The organism is Citrobacter sp. L55 (assembly GCF_002850715.1).
Lineage (GTDB): Bacteria > Pseudomonadota > Gammaproteobacteria > Enterobacterales > Enterobacteriaceae > Citrobacter > Citrobacter braakii.
Map to the genome: position 1 here is coordinate 26,110 of NZ_KZ559403.1, position 22,937 is coordinate 49,046.

The following is a 22,937-nucleotide window of genomic DNA, read 5'->3' on the forward strand; positions in this document are numbered from 1 at the left end:
TTTTGGGAGGCGCAACGCCTCCCCTTTTTTGACGTATTTGTAGGTCTTTTATTTGTAGGCCTGATAAGCGTAGCGCCATCCGGCAATTGCACAAGCACATTGCCGGATGGCGGCATAAATGCCTTATCCGGCCTACGGTTACGATTTCTTTTTATTGTTTGTACTTCAAGGATAATCAACACATGTTCACAGACACTATTAATAAGTGTGCGGCTAACGCTGCGCGCATCGCACGCCTCTCGGCTAATAACCCGCTCGGATTCTGGGTCAGTTCGGCAATGGCAGGGGCCTACGTCGGTCTCGGCATCATTCTTATTTTCACCCTCGGTAATCTGCTCGACCCGTCCGTTCGTCCTCTGGTAATGGGTGCAACCTTTGGTATCGCTTTAACGCTGGTCATTATTGCCGGTTCGGAACTGTTTACCGGTCACACCATGTTCCTGACGCTCGGCGTCAAAGCGGGCACCATCAGTCACGGTCAGATGTGGGCTATTCTGCCGCAAACCTGGCTGGGTAATCTGGTCGGATCTGTGTTTGTCGCTCTGCTTTATAGTTGGGGCGGCGGTAGCCTGCTGCCGGTCGATACCAGCATCGTCCATTCGGTGGCGTTGGCGAAAACTACCGCGCCAGCAACGGTGCTGTTCTTTAAAGGCGCACTGTGTAACTGGTTGGTTTGTCTGGCAATCTGGATGGCAATTCGTACCGAGGGCGCAGCAAAATTCCTCGCTATCTGGTGGTGTCTACTGGCGTTTATCGCTTCCGGTTACGAGCACTCGGTTGCCAACATGACGCTGTTTGCCCTCTCCTGGTTCGGCCACCACAGCGAAGCCTATACCCTGTCAGGAATTGGTCATAACCTGTTGTGGGTGACACTCGGTAATACTTTGTCCGGTGTCGTATTCATGGGATTGGGTTATTGGTATGCTACGCCAAAATCGGAGCGTCCTGCTCCGGCAAAAATCAACCAGCCAGAGGCTACTGCCAATAATTAAGGGGTAATGTCGTGGATCATTTGCCTATATTTTGTCAACTACGTGACCGCGACTGCTTGATCGTCGGCGGTGGTGATGTCGCAGAACGCAAAGCGCGGTTACTGCTGGAAGCGGGCGCCCGTATAACGGTTAATGCGCTGGCGTTTATTCCGCAGTTCACCGTATGGGCAGATGAAGGCATGCTGACGCTGGTTGAGGGACCGTTCGACGAGTCCCTGCTCGACACCTGCTGGCTGGCTATTGCCGCCACCGATGACGATGCAGTCAACCAAAGCGTTAGCACCGCCGCAGAATCACGTCGTATTTTCTGCAACGTGGTCGATGCGCCAAAAGCAGCCAGTTTTATCATGCCCTCCATTATCGACCGCTCGCCGCTGATGGTGGCGGTCTCATCCGGCGGTACATCGCCGGTGCTTGCCCGTCTGCTACGTGAAAGACTTGAATCTGTGCTGCCTCAGCATCTGGGCCAGGTCGCGCAATATGCAGGCAAGTTACGCGCCCGAGTGAAAGAACAGTTTGCCAGCATGGGTGAACGTCGCCGCTTCTGGGAAAAATTGTTCGTGAATGACCGCCTGGCGCAGTCGCTGGCGAACAGTGACCAGAAAGCCGTCGAGGAAACCACCGAGCAGTTGCTCAGCGAACCGTTGGACCATCGAGGCGAAGTAGTGCTGGTTGGCGCCGGTCCTGGCGATGCCGGGCTGCTGACGCTGAAAGGTCTACAGCAGATCCAGCAAGCGGATGTCGTGGTTTATGACCGTCTGGTATCCGACGACATCATGAACCTTGTACGCCGCGATGCCGACCGGGTGTTCGTCGGTAAACGCGCGGGCTACCACTGTGTACCGCAGGAAGAGATTAACCAGATCCTGCTGCGTGAAGCGCAACAGGGCAAACGCGTCGTGCGCCTGAAAGGTGGCGACCCGTTCATCTTTGGCCGTGGTGGCGAAGAGCTGGAAACCCTGTGCCATGCCGGTATTCCATTCTCCGTTGTGCCAGGTATTACCGCAGCATCCGGTTGTTCCGCCTATTCCGGCATTCCACTGACCCATCGAGATTACGCCCAGAGTGTACGTCTGGTCACCGGGCACCTGAAAACCGGCGGCGAGCTGGACTGGGAAAACCTGGCGGCAGAGAAACAGACGCTGGTGTTCTACATGGGCCTCAATCAGGCGGCTACTATCCAGGAAAAACTGATCGAATTTGGCATGCAACCCGATATGTCTGTCGCGCTGGTAGAAAACGGTACCTCCGTGAAGCAACGCGTTGTTAACGGGGTGCTTTCGCAACTCGGCGAACTGGCGCAGCAGGTTGAAAGCCCGGCGCTGATTATCGTCGGCCGCGTGGTTGGACTACGCGATAAGCTGAACTGGTTCTCGAACCATTAATTTAACGCTGAAAAATGCCCTGATGTTGGACTGCCCCCATAAAGTTGGACAGTTCATATTCAGGGCATTTATTTATCTTCCGATAGAAATAAATAACCGATATACGCTATATACTCGCCTCAGTAGCCCAACCGTTAATCATTAATTAAATGTATTTTTAAAACATTCAAATTCATTGAAAGCATATTTTATATAAAACTTGTTATGTCCTAATCCGGACTACTTTAAGTTTATTTTAGTTGATATCTTAACCGCCGAGAAATGGATTTCATCCATTTAAAAATAGATATCTTACAAGGATTTTAACATGCTGAAATTTGCAAAAATCACTATCGTTGCTGGTGTTCTGGCTACGCTGACCGCGTGTACTGGTCATGTCGATAACAAAAAAGATAACTGCACCTACGATTACTTCCTGCATCCGGCAATTTCTATTTCTAAAATTATTGGTGGCTGTGGCCCAGCTGCAGATCTGTAACAGAAGCGATTGCGCAGATACAAAAAAACCGGGAAATCCCCGGTTTTTATATTTATAGGTTAAATGCTCATTCACACGTTACCGCACTTCTCGCCGAGCAGGTAGCGGGCCAGGGTTGTCAGTCCCTCCTCTCTCTTGATAAATATCCGACGCATTTTATATCTTCAGTAAATTGAATATTTATATCTTCATTAAAGTGATTGATATAAGGAAATATGCAAACGGCGAGGCGCTTCATATTTTTTGAGATTCACCAGCGAACAGGCGAAAAAAAACCGGGTAGAACCCGGTTTCTTCAGCAACGCAGAGCGCATTACGGCTTGGCGACAAAACCAATCGCTTCGTAAACCGCTTTCAGCGTAACAGACGCGCGTGCGCTGGCTTTTTCCGCGCCATCTTTCATCACCTGCTGCAGGAAAGCTTCATCGTTACGGAAACGGTGATAACGCTCCTGAAGCTCGGTCAGCATGCCGGAAACGGCCTCTGCGACTTCACCTTTCAGATGACCATACATCTTGCCTTCAAAGTGCTGTTCCAGCTCCGGAATGCTCTGGCCGGTAACGGCAGAGAGGATATCCAGCAGGTTGGAAACACCCGCTTTATTCTGCACGTCGTAGCGTACAACAGGCGGCTCTTCGGAATCGGTCATCGCACGTTTGATTTTCTTAACCACGGATTTCGGATCTTCCAGCAGGCCGATCACGTTGTTGCGGTTGTCATCCGACTTGGACATTTTCTTCGTCGGCTCCAGCAGCGACATCACGCGCGCACCGGATTTAGGAATGAACGGCTCAGGCACTTTGAAGATGTCGCCATACAGGGCGTTGAAGCGCTGGGCGATATCGCGGCTTAGTTCCAGATGCTGTTTCTGATCTTCGCCAACCGGTACCTGGTTGGTCTGATACAGCAGGATGTCTGCCGCCATCAGCACCGGATAATCAAACAGACCGGCGTTGATGTTCTCCGCATAGCGTGCGGATTTATCTTTGAACTGGGTCATACGGCTCAGCTCGCCGAAATAGGTGTAGCAGTTCAGCGCCCAACCTAACTGTGCGTGTTCCGGTACATGAGACTGGACGAAAATGGTGCTTTTTTCAGGATCGATACCGCATGCCAGATACAGCGCCAGCGTATCGAGCGTTGCTTTACGCAGCTGCTGAGCATCCTGACGAACGGTGATGGCATGTTGGTCAACGATGCAGTAGATGCAATGGTAGTCATCCTGCATGCTCACCCACTGACGCAGCGCACCCATATAGTTGCCAATGGTCAATTCACCTGAGGGCTGTGCGCCACTAAAAACGATGGGCTTAGTCATTTTTTGATTCCTGATTTTCGCTATGCGGAAGCCCGAGAACGGGCAGTAGTTCATTAATACGGTCGTAAATAACGTCGGGTTGGCTCAGCGCGATCGACTCGCCGTAGTTGTAGCCATAAGTCAGGCCAACGGACGGACAGCCAGCAGCTTTTGCCGCCTGAATATCATTACGTGAATCCCCTACGAAGAGCAATTGCTCAGGCTTGATGCCAAGCTTGCTTGCTACCAGCAGTAGCGGATCCGGATGCGGTTTTTTATTCTGCACGTCGTCACCACCGATGACCACGCTAAAGTATTTGGCGATATCTAACGCCTCAAGCAATGGCGCGACAAACGGGGTCGGTTTGTTGGTCACCAGACCCAGCGGCAATCCTTTCGCATGCAGCGCGCCCAGCGTGTCGGCAACATCAGGGAACAGGAATGTCCCCTCTTCTGCGACATCGCCGTAGTATCTGTCGAACAGCTTACGCAAAATACGCACCTGTTCTTCGGCGGGGATATCATCGTCAACGGGCGGTTTACCCATTGTCTTACGTAGTGTGGCGCGCTCCTGACGCGACCACGCCAGCGCGCGCTCCATCAGTACATCTGCACCGTTGCCAATCCAGGTGATAACGCGTTCTTCACCGGCAATCGGCAGTTCCAGCGCATACAGCGCCATATCCACCGCTGCGGTTAATCCCGGCGCGCTGTCGACCAGCGTACCGTCGAGGTCAAATGCCACGCCCCGAATATCCTGAAACTTATCCATGACTTACCTTCGCCAGTTCATTGCGCATTTCATCAATGACTTTTTTGTAGTCTGGTTGGTCGAAAATAGCAGAGCCTGCGACAAACATATCTGCACCCGCCGCCGCGATTTCACCAATGTTGTTCACCTTGACGCCGCCGTCCACTTCGAGGCGGATATCGTAGCCAGATTCATCAATACGACGACGCACTTCGCGCAGCTTATCCAGCGTTTGTGGGATAAAGGACTGCCCGCCAAAGCCTGGGTTAACGGACATCAGCAGGATCACATCGAGCTTATCCATGACGTAGTCCAGATAGCTCAGCGGTGTTGCCGGGTTAAACACCAGGCCCGCTTTACAGCCATGCTCTTTGATCAGCTGTAAAGTGCGATCGACATGCTCGGAGGCTTCCGGGTGAAAAGTAATGATGCTCGCGCCGGCGGCGGCGAAGTCCGGGACAATACGATCGACCGGTTTCACCATCAGATGAACGTCAATCGGGGCAGTAATGCCATATTTACGCAGCGATTTCAGTACCATCGGGCCGATGGTCAGGTTTGGTACGTAGTGATTGTCCATGACATCGAAGTGCACGACGTCGGCACCGGCAGTCAGCGCTCTCGCGGTGTCCTCACCCAGGCGGGCAAAATCAGCCGACAGAATTGAGGGGGCGATCAAATACTGTTTCATCCGCTTCTCCTTGAGAATTATTTCTTCGCAGGCGTTACAACTCCTGGTTTATACAGTGCCAGCAGTTCGTTCACCTTTTTACGCGTGCCGCCATTGCTGCTAATGCTGCGCCGCACTTTGACCTGAAAATGTTTCGCCGATCGGTACCATTCGCGGGTATCGGGCGTGTCATGGTTCGAAATTAACACCGGGATCTGCTTACTGACCAGCTTTTCTGCCATCTCGGCCAGATGTGCCTGCTCTTTTGGGCTAAAGCTGTTGGTATGATACGCGGTGAAATTTGCCGTCGCCGAAAGCGGTGCATAAGGCGGGTCACAATAGACCACAGAGTTGCTATCCGCACGGTCCATGCACTCTTCATAGGAGAGACAATGGAACTCAGCATTCTGCGCTTTTTCAGCAAAATGGTACAACTCGGCTTCCGGGAAGTAAGGTTTTTTATAACGACCAAACGGTACATTAAACTCGCCGCGCAGGTTATAACGGCACAATCCGTTGTAACCAAAGCGGTTCAGATACAAGAACAGCACTGCGCGGCGGAACGGATCCTGACTGGCATTAAATTCTTCTCTGAACCGATAGTACACCTCAGCCTGATTAGTTTCAGGCATAAACAGCTCACGCGAAGCCTGCACATACTCATCGGTACGTGTCTTCACGATGTTATAGAGACTGATAAGGTCGCTGTTGATATCGGCAAGAATATAACGAGAAAAGTCGGTGTTGAGAAACACCGACCCGGCACCCACGAAAGGTTCAATCAGGCATTCACCCTGAGGTAAATGCCGTTTGATATCATCAAGCAGGGGGTATTTTCCCCCTGCCCATTTCAAAAAAGCGCGATTTTTTTTCATGCTGACTAACTAATTACACCTTCTCCGGCTGTGGAGAAAGCTCCGACAGCATCCTGCGCTTTAGTCTTTGTCCCGCAATTGGGCGAAACAGCAAACCATTGCAGAACATATCCTATCTTACTTCAAATCGGCCTGAACCTGGTGCAGCGGTTTTGCCCACGGATTTTTCGCCTGAATATCGGCGGGTAGCGTAGACACTGCAGTTTCGCATCTTCTTTAGACGCATACACGCCTGTTACCAGAACATACCACGGTTGACCGTTACGCGTCGTCTGATACACCACGTAGTTCTTCAGGTTTTCTTTCTTCGCCCAACCGTTAAGGTTGTCGTAGTTAGAAGAACTGCTGAGCTGCAGCGTGTAATGGCTGGACGGCGCAGATTTTAACGCTCCGACATTTCCAGCACTTTTCGCTCCACCAGCAACAGGTGTTGACGTTGTTGCCGTCGCAGTTGGCGCAGGCGTTGTAGTCGCGGTTGCTTTCGGCTCAACGGTCGCCTTCGGCGTAGCGGTAACCACAGGTGCCTTGGTTGTGGTCGTCGGCGCAGTTGCAGTTGGTTTTGCCTGAGCAACAGGTTTCGGCTCTGTCTGCGTCGCTTTCACCGTAGTTTGCGGTTTGCTCTTCGGCTCAATAACGGCCTGTTTACGTTCCTGGTGTGTCGCAGCAGGGCGTTCAGTCGTTTCCGTTTTCGCAGTCTGGCGCACAGCATTACCATTACGAACTGGCGCAACGGTCGCAGGTTCGGTCGGCAGCGTAGAGTTAACCACTACATTGTTAACCTGCTCCTGGCCTTGCGGTTGCGTCAGAGCGTTGTTCAGATCGCCCTGCACTTCAACACGCTGCTGGCCTTCAGTTGCCGCAGGTGTCTGACCTTGAGTTGGGGTAGAGGAAATCGGCGGTAGGGAAACATCCTGCTGGGTATTGCCAGCGGTCTGCTCAGCGCCTGTTGCAGGCGTAGTCGTGCTCGCCTGATCCGTCGCGTTGTTGCCAGAAAGATCAATGCTCTTCTCGCCAGATCCAGCCTGCTCACTGGGAGATGATGAGGGGGCTTTCAGCGCAGAACCGATACCGATGATCAGCAGCAACAGCACCAGTACACCGACCCCCATCATCATATACTGACGAGAGGCAGGCTTGCTGGCGGGTTTCTTACGCTTGCGCGGACGGCGTTCTACACGCTCTTCATCCACGTCATCGTCATCAGACTCATACTCTTCTTCAATGTCCCGTTCTTCTTCACGCTCTTTACGTGCGCGCGCAGGACGGCGATCGTCAGCATCCAGATCAACATCATCAAAATTGATTTGCGGCTCATTATCGCGTTCAGACGATTGACGAGAACGACCAGTACGACGATCGCTGGGATCGGGTTTCAGCTCGTCTTCTGGTTTGAATTCATCCATTTAACACCCCACTCAAAGGTTAATGCTTACGACTTTGCACATAACCTGAAGCTAAAAGACCTACGTTTCGCAACGCAAGCCAGACCTTTCTTGTTGTTACGCCGGCTGGCAATCAGCAATAGCGTTAAGAACCACCTCGTGCGACACTCCGCCGCGCACTTCACTCTTCCCTAATGCCAGCGGAAGCACTAAACGAATCTCTCCCGCTAACACTTTTTTATCTCGCAGCATGTGCGGCAGATAAGCCTCGCTGGACATTTCACGCGGTCCATTGACCGGCAAGCCCGCTCGCTGCAGCAGCGTAATGATGCGCTGCGTATCAGCGGAGGTAAACTGTCCAAGGCGTTCTGACGTACGAGCAGCCATTACCATACCGGCTGCAACGGCTTCACCATGTAACCAATTGCCATAACCCATTTCAGCTTCGATCGCATGGCCAAACGTGTGTCCCAGATTCAGTAAAGCACGTAAGCCCATTTCACGCTCGTCCGCTGCGACAACTTCTGCTTTCAGCTCACAACAACGACGAATACAGTACGCCATCGCCGGACCATCCAGACGCAATAACGCATCCAGATTTTCTTCCAGCCAACTGAAAAATTCACCGTCAAGGATAATGCCGTATTTGATCACTTCCGCCAGCCCCGATGCCAGCTCACGCGCAGGAAGCGTTTTCAGACAATCGAGATCCACCACCACGGACGCCGGTTGGTAAAACGCGCCAATCATGTTTTTACCGAGGGGATGGTTTACGGCGGTTTTGCCGCCAACGGAGGAGTCGACCTGCGACAACAGGGTTGTCGGGACTTGAATAAAACGAACACCACGCTGATAGCTGGCTGCCGCAAAACCGGTCAGATCGCCTATCACGCCGCCGCCAAGTGCGACTAACGTGGTATCACGACCGTGCGGTTTTTGCAGTAACGCAGTGAAAACCGTATCCAGAACCGTCAGGCTTTTATACTGCTCGCCATCGGGAAGGATAACGCTATCAACGTTAACACCCGCCTGTTCAAGTACGCCGCGAACCTTATCGAGATAAAGGGGAGCCAGGGTTTCGTTGGTCACCAACATAACCTGATCGCCCGATTTCAGCGGTAAGAATGAAGCTGGCTCATTAAACAAACCAGCCGCGATGGTGATAGGGTAACTACGTTCCCCGAGAGTGACTGTGATCCTCTCCATTACGCGACATCCACCTTAGTTACTTGTACCCGCAGACGAGTGTGTATTCAGCCAGAATTAGTTGCTTTCCAACATATGAATAATCTGGTTTGCTACGACTTTTGCGCTCTGATCGTCGGTGCGAATGGTCACGTCAGCAATCTCTTCGTACAGAGGATTGCGTTCGTCAGCCAACGCTTCCAGAACTTCACGAGGCGGCGATTCTACCTGCAGCAGCGGGCGTTTCTTGTCACGTTGAGTTCGCGCAAGTTGTTTTTCAATTGTCGTTTCAAGATAGACCACGACGCCACGCGCGGAAAGACGGTTACGTGTTTCACGTGATTTAACAGAGCCACCGCCAGTTGCCAGCACAATACCCTGTTTTTCCGTCAACTCGTTGATGACTTTTTCTTCGCGATCACGGAAGCCGTCTTCACCTTCTACATCGAAGACCCAGCCCACATCAGCTCCGGTTCGTTTCTCAATCTCTTGATCAGAATCGTAAAATTCCATATTGAGTTGTTGAGCTAACTGGCGCCCAATAGTGCTTTTTCCGGCACCCATAGGCCCAACCAGAAAGATATTGCGTTTCTCTGCCATTTTTTCGGTACTACTAAGACTATTCGTTAATGGTAAACCCGCTTCGCAGACACTCAGCGCAGCAGGACATGAACTGAAACCTCATAAGATATTGCGAGAGTCAGACTGAAAATTATCTCAATACTCAAGCGGGTTTGGCAACTGAATAAATCACCAAACCTTACGCATTTCTGGTCGTGGCAGGCATGCTACCCTGCAAACATCAGACCTGGCGACGTATCGCGCAGCCAAATGACACCAAATAAGCCTATGACACACCACCAGAAAGGCAAAGCGTATTTACTGCCGCATAAGTAAAGAAAAGTACCGACACTCAAATCGGTACTCCTTGTATGCTAAATACACCCGCACGTCAAATCTCTGAAACGTGTTCAGTGCAAAAACAACGGCTTTTCATGCATAAGTTATTGCGTTGAAACCAGTCTGGGCGTAATAAAAACCACTAATTCACGCCGTTCGTCTTCTTTACCATCATGGCGAAAGAGAGAGCCAAGCCAGGGGATGTCGCCTAACAGCGGCACGCTGTCGGCTGCGGATTTATTCTTATGTGAAAAAATCCCGCCCAGCGCAATCGTCTCGCCGCTTTTTACCTCGACCTGGGTTTCAATCTCCTGCTTATCAATAGCCAGAACTTCGCCATCCGCCTGCTGTAGCACCTGCCCGGGAACATTCTGGCTGATATGCAGTTTCAGTCTGATTCGTCCTTTCTGCAATACGGTGGGCGTGACTTCCATCCCTAATACAGCTTCCTTGAACTCGACGGATGTCGCGCCGCTTTCACCGCTGGAGACCTGATAAGGGATCTCACTACCCTGCTTAATACTGGCTGGTTGCAGGTGAGAAGCCAGTAAGCGTGGACTGGCGATGATGTCCAACTGCTGTTTTTGCTCCAGCGCAGACAGCTCCAGCTCGAGTAAACGACCGTTAATATGGCCAATGTTAAATCCCACACGGGATGTGGCTGTGGATACAGAAAGATCGCTGGCAAGCGTTGTGACGTTCCCCACCGCCCCCAATTGCTGTGCGTCAGCCAGCGACCACTTCACCCCCAGCTCACGCAAGCTTTTTTCATTAATCGTCACGATATGCGCCGCCAGTTCGACTTGTGCAACCGGCAGATCCATTTGCGCCACCCACGTTTCCAGTGCGTTAAGCGCAACGCTATTATCACGCAGCAGTAAGCGGTTGGTGCGTTTATCCACCGTCATACTTCCTTTGGCGCTGAGCAGCTTTTCTCCGGCTTTTGCCAGCTCGGAGGCATCAGCATATTGCAAAATGATACTGCGATGTTCCAACGGCAGGCTGGCCTGAAGCCGTGCCTGCTCATTGTCCTGACGAGCCGCATTTTCACTCTGCCATTGAACAGAATGCACATGCAGAATGTTGCCTTCCTGGCGTAATACCAGCCCGGCGCTTTTCACCACCGTTTGCAATGCCTGCTTCCAGGGCACATCCGTCAAATGCAGTGACAGCACACCGCTGACATCCGGTGAAACTACCAGGTTTTTCTTTTCCTGTTCGGCCAGCGCCTGCAATACCTGCACAACCGGCACATCATCGACCACCAGCGTCACGTTTTGTGATTTCGCCGCCAGTACGCTCTGAATCCCGACCACCAGTACGAGTACTATCCATGCCATCCATCGCTTCATTTATCGCTCCTTGTCGTTGCCACTGCCACTGCGACGGCTCGCAGTTTTTCCCTGTGTCGAGGGTTACGCTCTGGGCCGTTATCTGCGTAACCGTCCAACCGTTTTTCAGGACATCATTTCGCTCAACCCGCTGCCATTTTTTCTGGCTATCCTGAACAATGCCAATGGGTCGCGCGCCCTGGCTCAATATTCCCTGATAGCGCCATGCCGACAGCTCAGCAATTTGGCAGCGGTCCTCCGGCGGCAGGAAGGGATTACGCATACCGGTGAGTATCAGTACGCTTACGCACGCCAACAGCCAGCGTTCAACCATCATTCAGGCGCTCCAGTTGTAGTGTTAACAGCAGCTCCGCACCTTCTGCGTAAAGAGAAAACCGGCTGACGTTCATCCCTTGCTCCGCTAATTGGTCAAACATCGGCGGGATGGCATCCCAGCCTGGCTTCAGCGTCATTTCTCCTCCCTGTGCGGAGGGTTGCCAGTGGATAAGATGTGCAAGAGGAGTCTGAAACAGCAGTGGGGAGAACGGAATCAGCGTCTCTTCAAGCTCTTCTGGCGATGCCGCCAGCAGATATAAATTTCGCCATTGTGCCTGAATGGCCGCTCGTTGCTGATTTAGCGCCTCTTGTTGCATAACCCGTTTCTGCGCGGTGGAGCTGAGGCATAACATGACGACGATGAGCAGTCCCAGCATCCAGCCACCGCCGCAGATGAGCCGAAAGCGCGGCGACTGTGCTAACCAGCTATCACAAAGCGTTTTCATGCGCACCGCTCCGCATCAGTCGATAGTGGAATTGCCAGCGTCCCTGCGCATCCTGCTGCGTTTCGCCAGGGCTACCCAATTTAAACAGCGGCAGCTGGCGTAATTGCGCTTCCAGCGCCTTCAGCGCGGCAAAGCTCAGCGTGTTTCCCGTCAGTTCCAGTGTCTCCTGCTGCCAGGTTATTTTTGTTAACCACGCCTGCTCTGGCAGTAATTCCGCCAGCCCTTGCAAAACCCGCTGCCAGCTTCGGGTCTGCTCACGCTGTTTGTTCCGCGCTTGAACCTGTTGCCATCGTTGCTGGCGCTGCTGCACACGCGACTTTAGCGCCATTAAAGCCTCGGCCCGCGTCTTTTCGGCATCCGCTAACAACAATTCGACCTGGTTTTCTACGCTCAAAACGCTGTAATAGCGCAACAACACGCCGCTACTAAGCAGTAGCGAAGCGCCAAATAAAACACTCCAGAAGCGTAGGCAGACGCGACGTCGCGTCTGGCGCCAGGGCAGAAGATTGATGGTCGCTATCATCAACATGTGCCTCCCATAGCGAGTCCCAGTGCAATGGTGAAGCGATGGCTTTGCGTTGGAATTGGCGGCTGGCGTACAGACACCACGCTTAAAGGATCGAAGCCGCTGGGATCGCATAGCGCAATGGCTGTCGTGGAAAGCGATAATGTCGCGGCAAGCTCGTCGATACAGCCAATATCGCCCGTTGATTTACGCCCCCATGCCGAACGGGTCGCCCATAGCCACTGGGTGTCATCACGCCATACCAGACACTGATGATGTTCTGGCAGGTAAGGTATAAATCGCTGTAACGCGCTGGCATCCGGCGTAATCGCCGTAACCTGTACCTTCAACGTTTGGATAAGCGTCAGAAGCGCTGAAATCTCTTTGCTTTGCGCGGCAGTGACGTTAAACGCCGGGCTTAACGTGTCTTCGCTATAATCAAAATGCAGCGCATCCGGCGCCATATCCAGCTCACGCGCCATCGAACCGGATAACCATGCGGCTTGCTCCGGCTCGCGCAGCATCATTTCCGGACGAGGGTACTTTTTTTGTAACGTCCTGTTGGCAGGAAAAGAGAGATGAATATGGTGTCGGCGAGGAAGTTCCCGGCTCCACGGCAGTAGCGCTGCGACAAGCTGTTCAGGCTCGCGAATGTGGCCATCGACGATAACCTGAGGCGTCAGCGGTATACGCCACCAGCGCTGGAGAAACCACCCGGATGCGTCGTGAACTGCGGCGACAGCCAGCGCTTCATGTTGCTGAATATGCAGACCAATTTTCCAGATATTGAAAGCCATTGCTGATGATCTCCTTATCACCCGTTGCTTTAACGGGTATATCAATGCGTCTGGCTTGCCTTTATACTACCGCGCGTTTGTTTATAAACTGCCCAAATGCCACTAAATGGGAAATCTCCAGTGAAGTTCGTAAAGTATTTATTAATCCTTGCAGTATGTTGCATCCTGCTGGGAGCAGGCTCGATTTATGGCCTCTATCGCTATATTGAGCCGCAATTACCTGACGTCGCGACGCTCAAAGATGTGCGTTTACAGATCCCGATGCAGGTTTACAGCGCTGATGGCGAGCTGATCGCGCAATATGGCGAGAAACGTCGAATCCCGGTCACCCTGGATCAGATGCCGCCGGTAATGGTTAAAGCCTTTATCGCTACCGAAGACAGTCGTTTTTATGAGCACCACGGGGTAGACCCGGTGGGGATCTTCCGTGCTGCCAGCGTCGCGCTGTTCTCCGGCCATGCATCACAAGGGGCCAGCACCATCACCCAACAGTTGGCGAGAAACTTCTTCCTGAGCCCGGAACGTACGCTGATGCGTAAGATCAAAGAAGTGTTCCTGGCGATCCGCATTGAACAACTGCTGAGTAAAGATGAGATCCTCGAACTGTATCTGAACAAGATTTACCTGGGGTATCGCGCTTATGGCGTTGGTGCTGCCGCGCAGGTCTATTTCGGTAAGACGGTTGATCAGCTCAGCTTAAGTGAAATTGCGGTGATTGCCGGTCTGCCAAAAGCGCCGTCAACCTTCAACCCCCTCTATTCGATGGAAAGGGCAACCGCGCGACGTAACGTCGTACTGTCGCGTATGTTGAGCGAAAACTACATCACGCAGGCTCAGTACGATCAGGCGCGCGGCGAAGCCATTGACGCCAACTACCACGCGCCGGAAATCGCCTTCTCCGCGCCGTATCTCTCTGAGATGGTGCGCCAGGAGATGTATAATCGTTATGGCGAGAAAGCCTATGAGGACGGGTATCGCATCACCACCACCATTACGCGCAAAGTACAGCAGGCTGCTCAGCAGGCAGTACGTAACAACGTGATGGATTACGACATGCGCCACGGTTACCGCGGCCCGTCGAACGTGCTGTGGAAAGTGGGCGAAAGCAGTTGGGACAGCAAGAAAATCACCGATACGCTGAAAGCGCTACCGACTTATGGTCCCCTGCTACCGGCGGTTGTTACCAGCGCCAATCCGCAGGAAGCCATTGCCGCGCTGGCGGATGGTACGTCAGTGTCATTACGGATGGATGGCATGCGCTGGGCGCGTCCTTACCGCTCGGATACCCAGCAAGGCCCGACGCCGCGCAAAGTGACTGATGTGGTGCAAACCGGGCAGCAAATCTGGGTACGCCAGGTTGGCGATTCCTGGTGGCTGGCGCAAGTACCGGACGTCAACTCCGCACTGGTCTCCATCAATCCGCAAAACGGCGCGGTGCTGGCGCTGGTCGGTGGTTTTGACTTCAACCAGAGCAAGTTTAACCGTGCAACCCAGGCGTTACGTCAGGTGGGTTCCAACATCAAACCATTCCTGTATACCGCCGCGATGGATAAAGGTCTGACGCTGGCGAGCATGCTCAACGACGTGCCGATCTCCCGCTGGGATGCCGGCGCGGGTTCCGACTGGCAGCCGAAGAACTCACCGCCGCAATACGCCGGTCCTATCCGCTTACGTCAGGGGCTGGGTCAGTCGAAAAACGTGGTGATGGTACGCGCCATGCGCGCGATGGGCGTGGATTACGCGGCAGAGTATCTGCAACGTTTCGGCTTCCCGGCACAGAACATTGTGCACACCGAGTCGCTGGCGCTGGGTTCTGCCTCATTCACGCCGTTGCAGGTGGCGCGCGGTTATGCAGTGATGTCGAACGGCGGCTTCCTGGTCGATCCGTATTTCATCAGTAAAATCGAAAGCGATATGGGCGGCGTTATCTTCGAGGCGAAGCCGAAAATTGCCTGTCCGGAATGCGATATTCCGGTGATTTATGGTGATACCCAGAAATCTAACGTGCTGGAAAACAGTAACGTCGAAGATGTCGCCGTCTCGCAGGAACAGCAGAATGCCGCCGTGCCTATGCCTCAGCTTGAGCAGGCAAACCAGGCGCTGGTCGCGCAAAGCGGCACGCAGGAGTACGCTCCACACGTGATCAACACGCCGCTGGCCTTCCTGATTAAAAGCGCCCTGAACACCAATATCTTTGGTGAGCCGGGCTGGATGGGAACCGGTTGGCGTGCAGGTCGCGATTTACAGCGCCATGATATCGGCGGGAAAACCGGGACCACCAACAGCTCTAAAGATGCATGGTTCTCCGGCTACGGGCCAGGCGTGGTGACGTCGGTATGGATCGGGTTTGATGACCATCGCCGCAATCTCGGGCACACGACGGCTTCTGGGGCGATCAAAGACCAGATCTCCGGCTACGAAGGCGGCGCAAAGAGCGCACAGCCTGCATGGGATGCCTATATGAAGTCCGTGCTGGAAGGCGTGCCTGAGCAGCCTCTGACGCCGCCGCCGGGTATCGTGACGGTCAATATCGATCGCAGCACCGGTCAACTGGCAAGCGGTGGCAACAGCCGCGCAGAATACTTCATTGAAGGCACTCAGCCGACGCAACAGGCGGTGCATGAGGTGGGGACGACCATTATCGATAATGGTGAGACGCACGAACTGTTCTGATCCCTGACCGTTCAAAAAAAGGCGCTTCGGCGCCTTTTTTATTATTCGTGAAGAGAAATTAAAGCCGCCCCTGTCCTTTCAGCCATTCGCGTACGAGGAACAGCGCACTCACATTACGCGCTTCGTGAAAATCAGGATCTTCCAGCAGGTCCATCAAATGCGCCAGCGGCCAGCGCACCTGCGGTAATGGTTCAGGCTCATCACCTTCCAGCGATTCAGGATATAAGTCCTCCGCCACCACGATGTTCATCTTGCTGGAGAAATAGGACGGCGCCATGCTGAGTTTCTTTAAAAACGTCAGATCTTTTGCGCCAAACCCCACCTCTTCTTTCAGCTCCCGATTCGCCGCTTCGTACACGCTTTCGCCAGGATCGATTAACCCCTTGGAAAAACCCAGTTCGTAAGATTCGGTCCCGACCGCGTATTCGCGGATGAGGATCAGGTGGTCGTCCACAATCGGCACAATCATTACCGCTTCACGCGTGGACGGGCGCATACGTTCATAAACGCGGCGTACGCCATTGCTGAACTCAAGGTCCACGCTTTCGACTTTAAACAGCCGGGATTGGGCGACGGTTTCCACTTTCAAAATCGTGGGTTTCTGTAATGATTTGCTCATTGTGAGGATCTTTGCTGTGAAATCTGGGGTTATTGTGCGATATACCGCACGGTTTCGGCAATGTGAATTGCCGTTTATTTACATTTATGTAACGTACTAAAAGTTAATCCCTATTTCAAATTAAAAGTCAATAGGTTGAAATAACTCCAGGAATTTGCTGATATTCCATTTTTAGTGATTTTGCTATGATTCGCATTTACTGGGCTGTACTTAAAGATGCTCAAGTTCGACTCCACACTTGCCGATAGCCAACCACAGAATCACGAATATTGAACAGGGTGCGACTGACCACGCCTGACAGACTAAGTAAGATGGGGAAAGCATGAGCACCATTCTGATTTTTTTAGCTGCTTTGCTGGCCTGCTCATTGCTTGCAGGATGGCTACTCAGAACGAAATCCAGACGGAAAAATTTACCCTTGAGCAACGTCTTCTCAGACGCCTCGAAGCGTAAACTCACGCCTGAAGAGCGCAGTGCAGTCGAAAACTATCTCGAAAGCCTTAGTCAAATTCAGCAGGTACCTGGTCCAACGGGCGCCAGCTCCGCGCCGGTGTCATTAACGCTGAATGCCCAAAGTAATAGCGTCATCGTGCTTACGCACGCGATTACACGTTACGGCATTACTACCGACGATCCTAACAAATGGCGTTACTATCTTGATTCCGTTGAGGTACATCTTCCCCCTTTCTGGGAACAATACATCAATGACGAAAACAGCGTTGAGCTAATCCACACCAATACGATACCGCTGGTTATCTCCCTGAACGGCCATACGCTGCAGGAATATATGCAGGAAGCGCGTGGCTATGCGTTACAGCACACCGCCTCTACCCAGGCGTCCATTCGCGGTGAAGAAAGCGAGCAGATTGAACTGCTGAATATTCGCCAGGAAACCCATGAAGAATATGCGCTTAGCCGCCCATCGGGATTGCGCGAGGCGTTACTGATTGCCGCATCGTTCCTGCTGTTCTTTTTCTGTTTGATAATCCCGGATACGTTTGTTCCGTGGACAGTTGGTGGCGCGGTGCTGCTACTGGGGGCGGGTCTGTGGGGGCTGTTCGCCCCACCGTCTAAAACCGCCCTGCGGGAAATTCATTGTCTGCGCGGTACGCCGCGTCGCTGGGGGCTGTTTGGCGAAAACGACCAGGAGCAAATTAATAATATCTCACTAGGTATTATCGATCTGATTTATCCACCGCACTGGCAGCCTTACATCGCACAAGATCTTGGCCAGCAAACGGATATTGATATTTATCTCGATCGCCACGTTGTTCGCCAGGGACGTTTTTTATCGCTGCATGACGAAGTCAAAAACTTCCCGTTACAGCACTGGCTGCGCAACGCCGTCATCGCGGGCGGCTCGTTGCTGGTGCTGCTGATGCTGCTGTTTTGGATCCCGCTGGATATGCCGATAAAGCTTACGCTTTCCTGGATGAAGGGCGCACAAACTATCGAAGCCACCAGCGTTAAACAGCTTGAAAACGCGGGCGTTCGCGTGGGTGACACGCTGCATCTGAGCGGTACGGGTATGTGTAACATTCATACCCAAGGGAGCTGGAATGCGCAGCCTTCCGCGCCGTTTATGCCTTTCGATTGCACGCAAATTATCTGGAATGACGCGCGCGCATTACCGCTGCCTGAGTCCGATCTGGTGAATAAAGCCACCGCGCTCACGCAGGCGGTGAACCGCCAACTGCACCCCAAAGCGGATGATGACTCTCGCGTCAGCGCATCGTTACGCTCGGCAATTCAAAAGTCCGGAATGGTGTTACTGGACGATTTTGGCGAGATTGTCCTGAAAACGGCCGATCTGTGCGCGGCCAAAGATGAATGTGTACGTTTAAAAAATGCACTGGTTAACCTTGGTAACAGTAAAGACTGGACAGCGCTTGTGAAACGGGCGAACGCAGGCAAACTGGATGGCGTGAACGTGCTGCTGCGTCCGGTAAGCGCAGAGTCGTTGGATAATCTGGTGAATACCTCTACGGCGCCGTTTATTTCACGCGAGACTGCGCGAGCGGCCCAGACGCTGAATAGCCCAGCCCCTGGCGGTTTCCTGATTATCAGCGACGAAGGCAGCGATCTGGTCGATCAGCCGTGGCCGACAACCTCGCTATATGACTATCCCCCACAAGAACAGTGGAACGCCTTCCAGCGTCTGGCGCAGATGCTGATGCAGACGCCGTTTCGCGCGGAGGGGATCGTCACCAATATTTCGACCGACGCCAATGGCACCCAGCACATTGGCCTGCACCGTATCCCGGATCGTTCAGGATTATGGCGCTACCTTGGCACGACGCTGCTGATGTTCTCCATGCTCGGATGCGCTGTCTACAACAGCATACAGGCTTTCAGACGCTACCAGCGTCACCGCTCCCGCATCACGGAAATTCAGAGCTACTACGAAAGTTGCCTGAATCCAACGCTGATTGACAACCCGGAAAGCCTGATTCGATAACACGCTCGCGCGACAGGATATGCTACCCTGTCGCGCATCATGTTTTCTTCTGGGGAGTTTCCATGCAGATCAATATTGCCTGGCAGGATGTCGATACCGTGTTGTTAGATATGGACGGCACGCTGCTCGACCTGGCATTCGATAACTATTTCTGGCAAAAACTGGTGCCGGAAACCTATGGCGCGAAACAGGGTATCTCTCCCCAGGAAGCCCAGGACTATATTCGTCAGCAGTATCATGCCGTGCAGCATACGCTAAACTGGTACTGCCTGGATTACTGGAGCGAATGCCTGGATCTTGATATTTGCGCCATGACAACGGAACAGGGACCGCGCGCCGTTTTGCGTGAAGATACCGTACCGTTTCTTGATGCCTTAAAAGCCAGCGGCAAGCGCCGTATTTTGCTCACCAACGCGCATCCCCATAACCTGGCGGTGAAGCTGGAGCATACCGGTCTGGCCTCACACCTTGATTTATTACTTTCCACCCACACATTTGGTTATCCCAAAGAGGATCAGCGGTTATGGCACGCTGTGGCTGAAGAAACGGGAATGAGTGCAGAGAAGACGCTGTTTATTGATGACAGCGAACCCATTCTCGACGCCGCTGCTCTGTACGGTATTCGTTACTGCCTCGGCGTGACCAATCCCGACTCAGGCATCGCGGAAAAACAGTACGCACGCCATCCGTCACTGAATGACTACCGCCGACTGATCCCCTCACTGATGTGAAGGAGACGCCATGAAAGAAAAGCCCTCTGCTGATGTCAGACTGGATAAATGGCTGTGGGCTGCACGCTTTTACAAAACGCGTGCGCTAGCCCGCGAAATGGTTGAAGGCGGTAAGGTGCATTACAACGGCCAGCGCAGCAAACCGAGCAAGATTGTCGAGCTGAACGCCACCCTCACCCTGCGCCAGGGAAATGACGAGCGAACGGTCATTATCAAGGCTATTACCGAGCAGCGTCGCCCGGCCACGGAAGCCGTTACGCTGTATGAAGAAACTGCGGAAAGCGTAGAAAAACGCGAAAAAGTGGCGCTGGCGCGTAAACTTAACGCGTTAACCATGCCGCACCCGGACAGGCGACCGGACAAGAAAGAGCGCCGCGACCTGTTACGATTTAAACATGGCGACAGCGAGTGACTGTCACCTGCAAGAGAGATGATTATGCCGCAACATGACCAATTACATCGTTATCTGTTTGAAAACTTTGCCGTGCGCGGCGAGCTGGTGACCGTTTCGGAAACCCTGCAACAGATCCTCGAAAATCATACTTACCCGCAGCCGGTCAAGAACGTGCTGGCTGAACTGCTGGTCGCCACCAGCCTGCTCACCGCCACGCTGAAGTTTGCCGGTGATATCACCGTACAGCTGCAGGGCGATGGTCCGCTGAGCCTGGCCGTCATTAACGGCAACAACAATCAGCAGATGCGCGGCGTGGCCCGTATGCAGGGCGATATCCCTGAAGGCGCTGATCTCAAAACGCTGGTAGGCAACGGCTACCTGGTGATCACCATTACCCCAGAAGAAGGCGAGCGCTATCAGGGCGTGGTTGGTCTGGAAGGCGACACGCTGGCCGCCTGTCTGGAAGATTACTTCATGCGTTCTGAACAGCTGCCGACACGTCTGTTTATCCGTACTGGCGACGTCGATGGCAAACCCGCTGCTGGCGGGATGCTTCTGCAGGTAATGCCAGCGCAAAACGCGCAGGCAGATGATTTCGATCACCTGACAGCCCTGACCGAAACCATCAAAACTGAAGAGCTGTTAACGCTCCCGGCCAACGAAGTGCTGTGGCGCTTGTACCACGAAGAAGAGGTTACTCTCTACGATCCGCAGGACGTTGAGTTCAAATGCACCTGTTCACGCGAACGCTGCGCTGGCGCACTGAAAACGCTGCCGGACGAAGAAGTGGACAGCATTCTGGCGGAAGAAGGCGAGATCGATATGCACTGCGATTACTGCGGGAGCCACTATCTGTTTAACGCCATGGACATTGCTGAGATCCGCAGCAACGCTTCCCCGGCGGACCCGCAGGTACATTAATCACTACTGCCTATCCGGCCCACAATCGTCGACCGGATAGGCGTTCGCACCGCCATCCATCAAAACGCTATCCGCAACACGCTCACTCGTTGTAATAATTCATCGGCAATCGGGTGCCATCAATGGTGATATCACGCCAAACTCTGGGGGCTGAATTCAGTTGATGATTCGCCACCGCCTGCAGCAGTTTATCCTTATTGAATCCTGCAGGTAGCTGACCTGATGCGATGAGTTCCCATTTATCCTCTTTCCTGGCAAAGACCAGACTCTCACCATCGCCAAAAGCATACAGCACCTGCTCAGGCTTACCATCAGCATTGAGGTCCTGATCGACCAGGACGCATGCATCCTGCTCAACGCAGGATGTAATGCGGTAGCTCTGCCCTTTGACAAACGCCCAGAAGGTCTCATCGGGTTGCCTGCTACCTGGAGCAATCATCACTTTCGGCGCTAGTTGAGTGGTAGTCAGGTTCTGAATGGGATCGCGACGTCCTTGCAGCAGAGAATTTAAGTCGCGCCGACGCTTACTGTCTTGGTTAAACGCCGCATCTTTTTGTAATGCCTCCAACGCCGCACGTCCCGGTTTTCCGCTCTTACCCAACATATACAGGCTGACCTGATCCGGCTTAATTTTGCCACTGTGATACCGCCCCATATGGCTGTTGACGCTGATGCGCCAGGCATCAATAACCGGCGACGACAGCAAAATCAACAGCCCCAACGCCAGCAACGACACGCAAAGAATCACCTTCCCCTGAAGCTCAAGCGGATTGCGCCCACGGCGTAAAATACTCGCCAGATAGCCAAACGACCAGAGCAGCAGCACGCAGACCACCAGCACGCCATATAAACGCTCGGGCGTCCAACCGTACTGTTGAATTCGCACCCACAGTGACCAACCGGCAATCAGCATATAGATGGGCGCGACAACCAGGGCGCATTTGATCAGGTAGCGTAACGCGGCTGGATAGGGAAGCGCCTCTTTCTGCGGCTCGCGAACGATGGCTATCAACAGCAACAGGAGCAGCGCCAGCGTTGACATCAACCCGGCCGCAGATACCCGCTGCGAGATAGCCTCCAGGCCGGTGAAGGGCAAGGTCAGTACAAACATCAGCGCCAGCAGCGCGACCAGGGGTAACAGACCGGTGGCGATCAAAGTCAGTAACTTTTGGACCGCCGCAACCAGACGCGACTGCGTGCGGGTCAGTACCACCGCCAGTGCGGTAACCAGGCCAAAGGCCACGTAGCCAAACCAGTCGGTATCAAAGAAAAGCGTGTCGAAGAAGGTAATACCAACGAGCTTAAACATCTCGCTCCATAGCAGGAGCACCATCCAGAACAGACCGTTGGCGACAAAGACAATCAGTAACGTCAGCGCATTAAGCCACAAACTCGTATAAAACTGCGCATAGCGGGCCTGCTGGCGGGATGCGTGGAGCGAGTACTGAATCCATGGCAATGCCAGCATCGCCATCAGCAGTAAGCGCCAGCCGTACAACATAAAAATATCATTTTGCCGCCACTTATCGCTGCCCTCGACTTGCCACTTTAGCCAGACGCTCATCGCCAGCACGACAACAAAGATCAGCGCCATCCAGTACCACAGCGCACGTTGTTTGAAAGAGACAACGGTGAGTAAAAGCGCCGAAGAGAGAGCAATTGTCGCGGGCATGCCATAGAACAGCCAGCCGTCATTATGCGGCACCAGATATGTCATCAGCAGGTAGCACAATATCCCCTGTAACAGGCCGATAGATATCATGCCCCAGCGAGTAGTACGTGAAAGTTCAACACTATCCATGTCGTCACCC

The 22,937-nt window shown here is 53.2% G+C and carries 21 protein-coding genes and 2 pseudogenes; 8 read left to right on the forward strand and 15 right to left on the reverse strand.

The genetic code is table 11. The features are described 5' to 3' along the window. The first annotated feature begins 182 nt into the window (after window positions 1–182). From nirC to B9P82_RS11945, 3 genes are all read left to right on the forward strand, one after another. Entirely contained in the window at window positions 183–992 is an 810-nt protein-coding gene (gene nirC, locus B9P82_RS11935) for a nitrite transporter NirC (RefSeq protein WP_047501468.1), read from the forward strand. Between the two features lie 11 nt (window positions 993–1,003). Beyond that, complete coding sequence (cysG, locus tag B9P82_RS11940) at window positions 1,004–2,377, forward strand: siroheme synthase CysG (protein ID WP_016157628.1); 1,374 nt, start codon at window positions 1,004–1,006, stop codon at window positions 2,375–2,377. Window positions 2,378–2,684: 307 nt separating this feature from the next. Continuing rightward, entirely contained in the window at window positions 2,685–2,855 is a 171-nt protein-coding gene (locus tag B9P82_RS11945; RefSeq protein WP_016154783.1) for a YhfL family protein, read from the forward strand. 77 nt (window positions 2,856–2,932) lie between these two features. Here B9P82_RS11945 and B9P82_RS28925 read toward each other — a convergent pair. From B9P82_RS28925 to B9P82_RS12015, 13 genes and pseudogenes are all read right to left on the reverse strand, one after another. Next, window positions 2,933–3,010: pseudogene (locus B9P82_RS28925) on the reverse strand (hypothetical protein); the annotation flags it as partial. Between the two features lie 158 nt (window positions 3,011–3,168). Further along, window positions 3,169–4,173 carry a tryptophan--tRNA ligase gene (gene trpS / locus B9P82_RS11955; RefSeq protein WP_016154784.1) on the reverse strand — a complete coding sequence of 335 codons (1,005 nt, stop codon included), beginning with the start codon at window positions 4,171–4,173 and terminating at the stop codon, window positions 3,169–3,171. Continuing rightward, window positions 4,166–4,924: a phosphoglycolate phosphatase gene (gene gph / locus B9P82_RS11960; RefSeq protein ID WP_101700383.1), complete on the reverse strand. Its 759-nt coding sequence runs from the start codon at window positions 4,922–4,924 to the stop codon at window positions 4,166–4,168. Before gph ends, trpS begins: the two co-directional genes overlap by 8 nt. Beyond that, window positions 4,917–5,594 carry a ribulose-phosphate 3-epimerase gene (gene rpe / locus B9P82_RS11965; RefSeq protein ID WP_003023561.1) on the reverse strand — a complete coding sequence of 226 codons (678 nt, stop codon included), beginning with the start codon at window positions 5,592–5,594 and terminating at the stop codon, window positions 4,917–4,919. Before rpe ends, gph begins: the two co-directional genes overlap by 8 nt. 17 nt (window positions 5,595–5,611) lie before the next feature. Then, window positions 5,612–6,448 carry an adenine-specific DNA-methyltransferase gene (gene dam, locus B9P82_RS11970; RefSeq protein WP_016154786.1) on the reverse strand — a complete coding sequence of 279 codons (837 nt, stop codon included), beginning with the start codon at window positions 6,446–6,448 and terminating at the stop codon, window positions 5,612–5,614. 117 nt (window positions 6,449–6,565) lie between these two features. Continuing rightward, window positions 6,566–7,851, reverse strand: a pseudogene (gene damX, locus B9P82_RS11975) (cell division protein DamX). A gap of 96 nt (window positions 7,852–7,947) precedes the next feature. Beyond that, complete coding sequence (gene aroB / locus B9P82_RS11980) at window positions 7,948–9,036, reverse strand: 3-dehydroquinate synthase (RefSeq protein WP_016154788.1); 1,089 nt, start codon at window positions 9,034–9,036, stop codon at window positions 7,948–7,950. Window positions 9,037–9,093: 57 nt separating this feature from the next. Then, window positions 9,094–9,615: a shikimate kinase AroK gene (aroK, locus tag B9P82_RS11985; RefSeq protein WP_003023552.1), complete on the reverse strand. Its 522-nt coding sequence runs from the start codon at window positions 9,613–9,615 to the stop codon at window positions 9,094–9,096. A 404-nt stretch (window positions 9,616–10,019) separates the two neighbouring features. Further along, complete coding sequence (gene hofQ, locus B9P82_RS11995) at window positions 10,020–11,267, reverse strand: DNA uptake porin HofQ (RefSeq protein ID WP_101700384.1); 1,248 nt, start codon at window positions 11,265–11,267, stop codon at window positions 10,020–10,022. Continuing rightward, window positions 11,170–11,583 (reverse strand): HofP DNA utilization family protein, encoded by a 414-nt coding sequence (locus B9P82_RS12000; RefSeq protein ID WP_016154790.1) that lies wholly within the window; start codon window positions 11,581–11,583, stop codon window positions 11,170–11,172. The genes hofQ and B9P82_RS12000 overlap by 98 nt, the downstream gene beginning before the upstream one ends. Then, window positions 11,573–12,028: a HofO family protein gene (locus B9P82_RS12005; RefSeq protein WP_080859340.1), complete on the reverse strand. Its 456-nt coding sequence runs from the start codon at window positions 12,026–12,028 to the stop codon at window positions 11,573–11,575. The genes B9P82_RS12000 and B9P82_RS12005 overlap by 11 nt, the downstream gene beginning before the upstream one ends. Continuing rightward, a complete protein-coding gene (locus B9P82_RS12010; protein WP_047418319.1) occupies window positions 12,012–12,551 on the reverse strand; it encodes a PilN domain-containing protein in 540 nt (179 codons plus the stop codon). Before B9P82_RS12010 ends, B9P82_RS12005 begins: the two co-directional genes overlap by 17 nt. After that, window positions 12,551–13,330 (reverse strand): type IV pilus biogenesis protein PilM, encoded by a 780-nt coding sequence (locus B9P82_RS12015; protein WP_047415972.1) that lies wholly within the window; start codon window positions 13,328–13,330, stop codon window positions 12,551–12,553. The genes B9P82_RS12010 and B9P82_RS12015 overlap by 1 nt, the downstream gene beginning before the upstream one ends. A 120-nt stretch (window positions 13,331–13,450) precedes the next feature. Here B9P82_RS12015 and mrcA point away from each other — a divergent pair, with 120 nt between their 5' ends. Then, on the forward strand, window positions 13,451–16,003 hold the full coding sequence (mrcA, locus tag B9P82_RS12020; RefSeq protein WP_047415970.1) for a peptidoglycan glycosyltransferase/peptidoglycan DD-transpeptidase MrcA: 2,553 nt from the start codon (window positions 13,451–13,453) through the stop codon (window positions 16,001–16,003). A gap of 58 nt (window positions 16,004–16,061) precedes the next feature. Here the strand turns inward: mrcA and nudE are convergent, their stop codons facing one another. After that, window positions 16,062–16,622 carry an ADP compounds hydrolase NudE gene (gene nudE, locus B9P82_RS12025; RefSeq protein WP_016154795.1) on the reverse strand — a complete coding sequence of 187 codons (561 nt, stop codon included), beginning with the start codon at window positions 16,620–16,622 and terminating at the stop codon, window positions 16,062–16,064. A 322-nt stretch (window positions 16,623–16,944) separates the two neighbouring features. On the opposite strand from nudE, the gene igaA reads away from it, so the two are divergent. From igaA to hslO, 4 genes are all read left to right on the forward strand, one after another. Further along, entirely contained in the window at window positions 16,945–19,080 is a 2,136-nt protein-coding gene (igaA, locus tag B9P82_RS12030; RefSeq protein ID WP_049040650.1) for an intracellular growth attenuator protein IgaA, read from the forward strand. Window positions 19,081–19,142: 62 nt separating this feature from the next. Further along, window positions 19,143–19,811: a GMP/IMP nucleotidase gene (gene yrfG, locus B9P82_RS12035; RefSeq protein WP_016157638.1), complete on the forward strand. Its 669-nt coding sequence runs from the start codon at window positions 19,143–19,145 to the stop codon at window positions 19,809–19,811. Window positions 19,812–19,821: 10 nt separating this feature from the next. Then, window positions 19,822–20,223, forward strand: a complete 402-nt coding sequence (gene hslR, locus B9P82_RS12040; protein ID WP_016154798.1) for a ribosome-associated heat shock protein Hsp15 — start codon at window positions 19,822–19,824, stop codon at window positions 20,221–20,223. A 24-nt stretch (window positions 20,224–20,247) separates the two neighbouring features. Further along, window positions 20,248–21,126: an Hsp33 family molecular chaperone HslO gene (hslO, locus tag B9P82_RS12045; protein ID WP_016157640.1), complete on the forward strand. Its 879-nt coding sequence runs from the start codon at window positions 20,248–20,250 to the stop codon at window positions 21,124–21,126. A gap of 82 nt (window positions 21,127–21,208) precedes the next feature. Here the strand turns inward: hslO and B9P82_RS12050 are convergent, their stop codons facing one another. After that, window positions 21,209–22,927 carry a DUF4153 domain-containing protein gene (locus B9P82_RS12050; RefSeq protein WP_101700386.1) on the reverse strand — a complete coding sequence of 573 codons (1,719 nt, stop codon included), beginning with the start codon at window positions 22,925–22,927 and terminating at the stop codon, window positions 21,209–21,211. Window positions 22,928–22,937: the final 10 nt, after the last annotated feature.

Excerpts from the sequence above, each read along its gene's own strand:
- nirC (WP_047501468.1), top strand. The coding sequence starts at position 183 with ATGTTCACAGACACTATTAATAAGTGTGCGGCTAACGCTGCGCGCATC.
- B9P82_RS11945 (WP_016154783.1), top strand. The coding sequence starts at position 2,685 with ATGCTGAAATTTGCAAAAATCACTATCGTTGCTGGTGTTCTGGCTACG.
- trpS (WP_016154784.1), bottom strand. The coding sequence starts at position 4,173 with ATGACTAAGCCCATCGTTTTTAGTGGCGCACAGCCCTCAGGTGAATTG.
- gph (WP_101700383.1), bottom strand. The coding sequence starts at position 4,924 with ATGGATAAGTTTCAGGATATTCGGGGCGTGGCATTTGACCTCGACGGT.
- rpe (WP_003023561.1), bottom strand. The coding sequence starts at position 5,594 with ATGAAACAGTATTTGATCGCCCCCTCAATTCTGTCGGCTGATTTTGCC.
- dam (WP_016154786.1), bottom strand. The coding sequence starts at position 6,448 with ATGAAAAAAAATCGCGCTTTTTTGAAATGGGCAGGGGGAAAATACCCC.
- aroB (WP_016154788.1), bottom strand. The coding sequence starts at position 9,036 with ATGGAGAGGATCACAGTCACTCTCGGGGAACGTAGTTACCCTATCACC.
- aroK (WP_003023552.1), bottom strand. The coding sequence starts at position 9,615 with ATGGCAGAGAAACGCAATATCTTTCTGGTTGGGCCTATGGGTGCCGGA.
- hofQ (WP_101700384.1), bottom strand. The coding sequence starts at position 11,267 with ATGAAGCGATGGATGGCATGGATAGTACTCGTACTGGTGGTCGGGATT.
- B9P82_RS12000 (WP_016154790.1), bottom strand. The coding sequence starts at position 11,583 with ATGATGGTTGAACGCTGGCTGTTGGCGTGCGTAAGCGTACTGATACTC.
- B9P82_RS12005 (WP_080859340.1), bottom strand. The coding sequence starts at position 12,028 with ATGAAAACGCTTTGTGATAGCTGGTTAGCACAGTCGCCGCGCTTTCGG.
- B9P82_RS12010 (WP_047418319.1), bottom strand. The coding sequence starts at position 12,551 with ATGATAGCGACCATCAATCTTCTGCCCTGGCGCCAGACGCGACGTCGC.
- B9P82_RS12015 (WP_047415972.1), bottom strand. The coding sequence starts at position 13,330 with ATGGCTTTCAATATCTGGAAAATTGGTCTGCATATTCAGCAACATGAA.
- nudE (WP_016154795.1), bottom strand. The coding sequence starts at position 16,622 with ATGAGCAAATCATTACAGAAACCCACGATTTTGAAAGTGGAAACCGTC.
- igaA (WP_049040650.1), top strand. The coding sequence starts at position 16,945 with ATGAGCACCATTCTGATTTTTTTAGCTGCTTTGCTGGCCTGCTCATTG.
- yrfG (WP_016157638.1), top strand. The coding sequence starts at position 19,143 with ATGCAGATCAATATTGCCTGGCAGGATGTCGATACCGTGTTGTTAGAT.
- hslR (WP_016154798.1), top strand. The coding sequence starts at position 19,822 with ATGAAAGAAAAGCCCTCTGCTGATGTCAGACTGGATAAATGGCTGTGG.
- hslO (WP_016157640.1), top strand. The coding sequence starts at position 20,248 with ATGCCGCAACATGACCAATTACATCGTTATCTGTTTGAAAACTTTGCC.
- B9P82_RS12050 (WP_101700386.1), bottom strand. The coding sequence starts at position 22,927 with ATGGATAGTGTTGAACTTTCACGTACTACTCGCTGGGGCATGATATCT.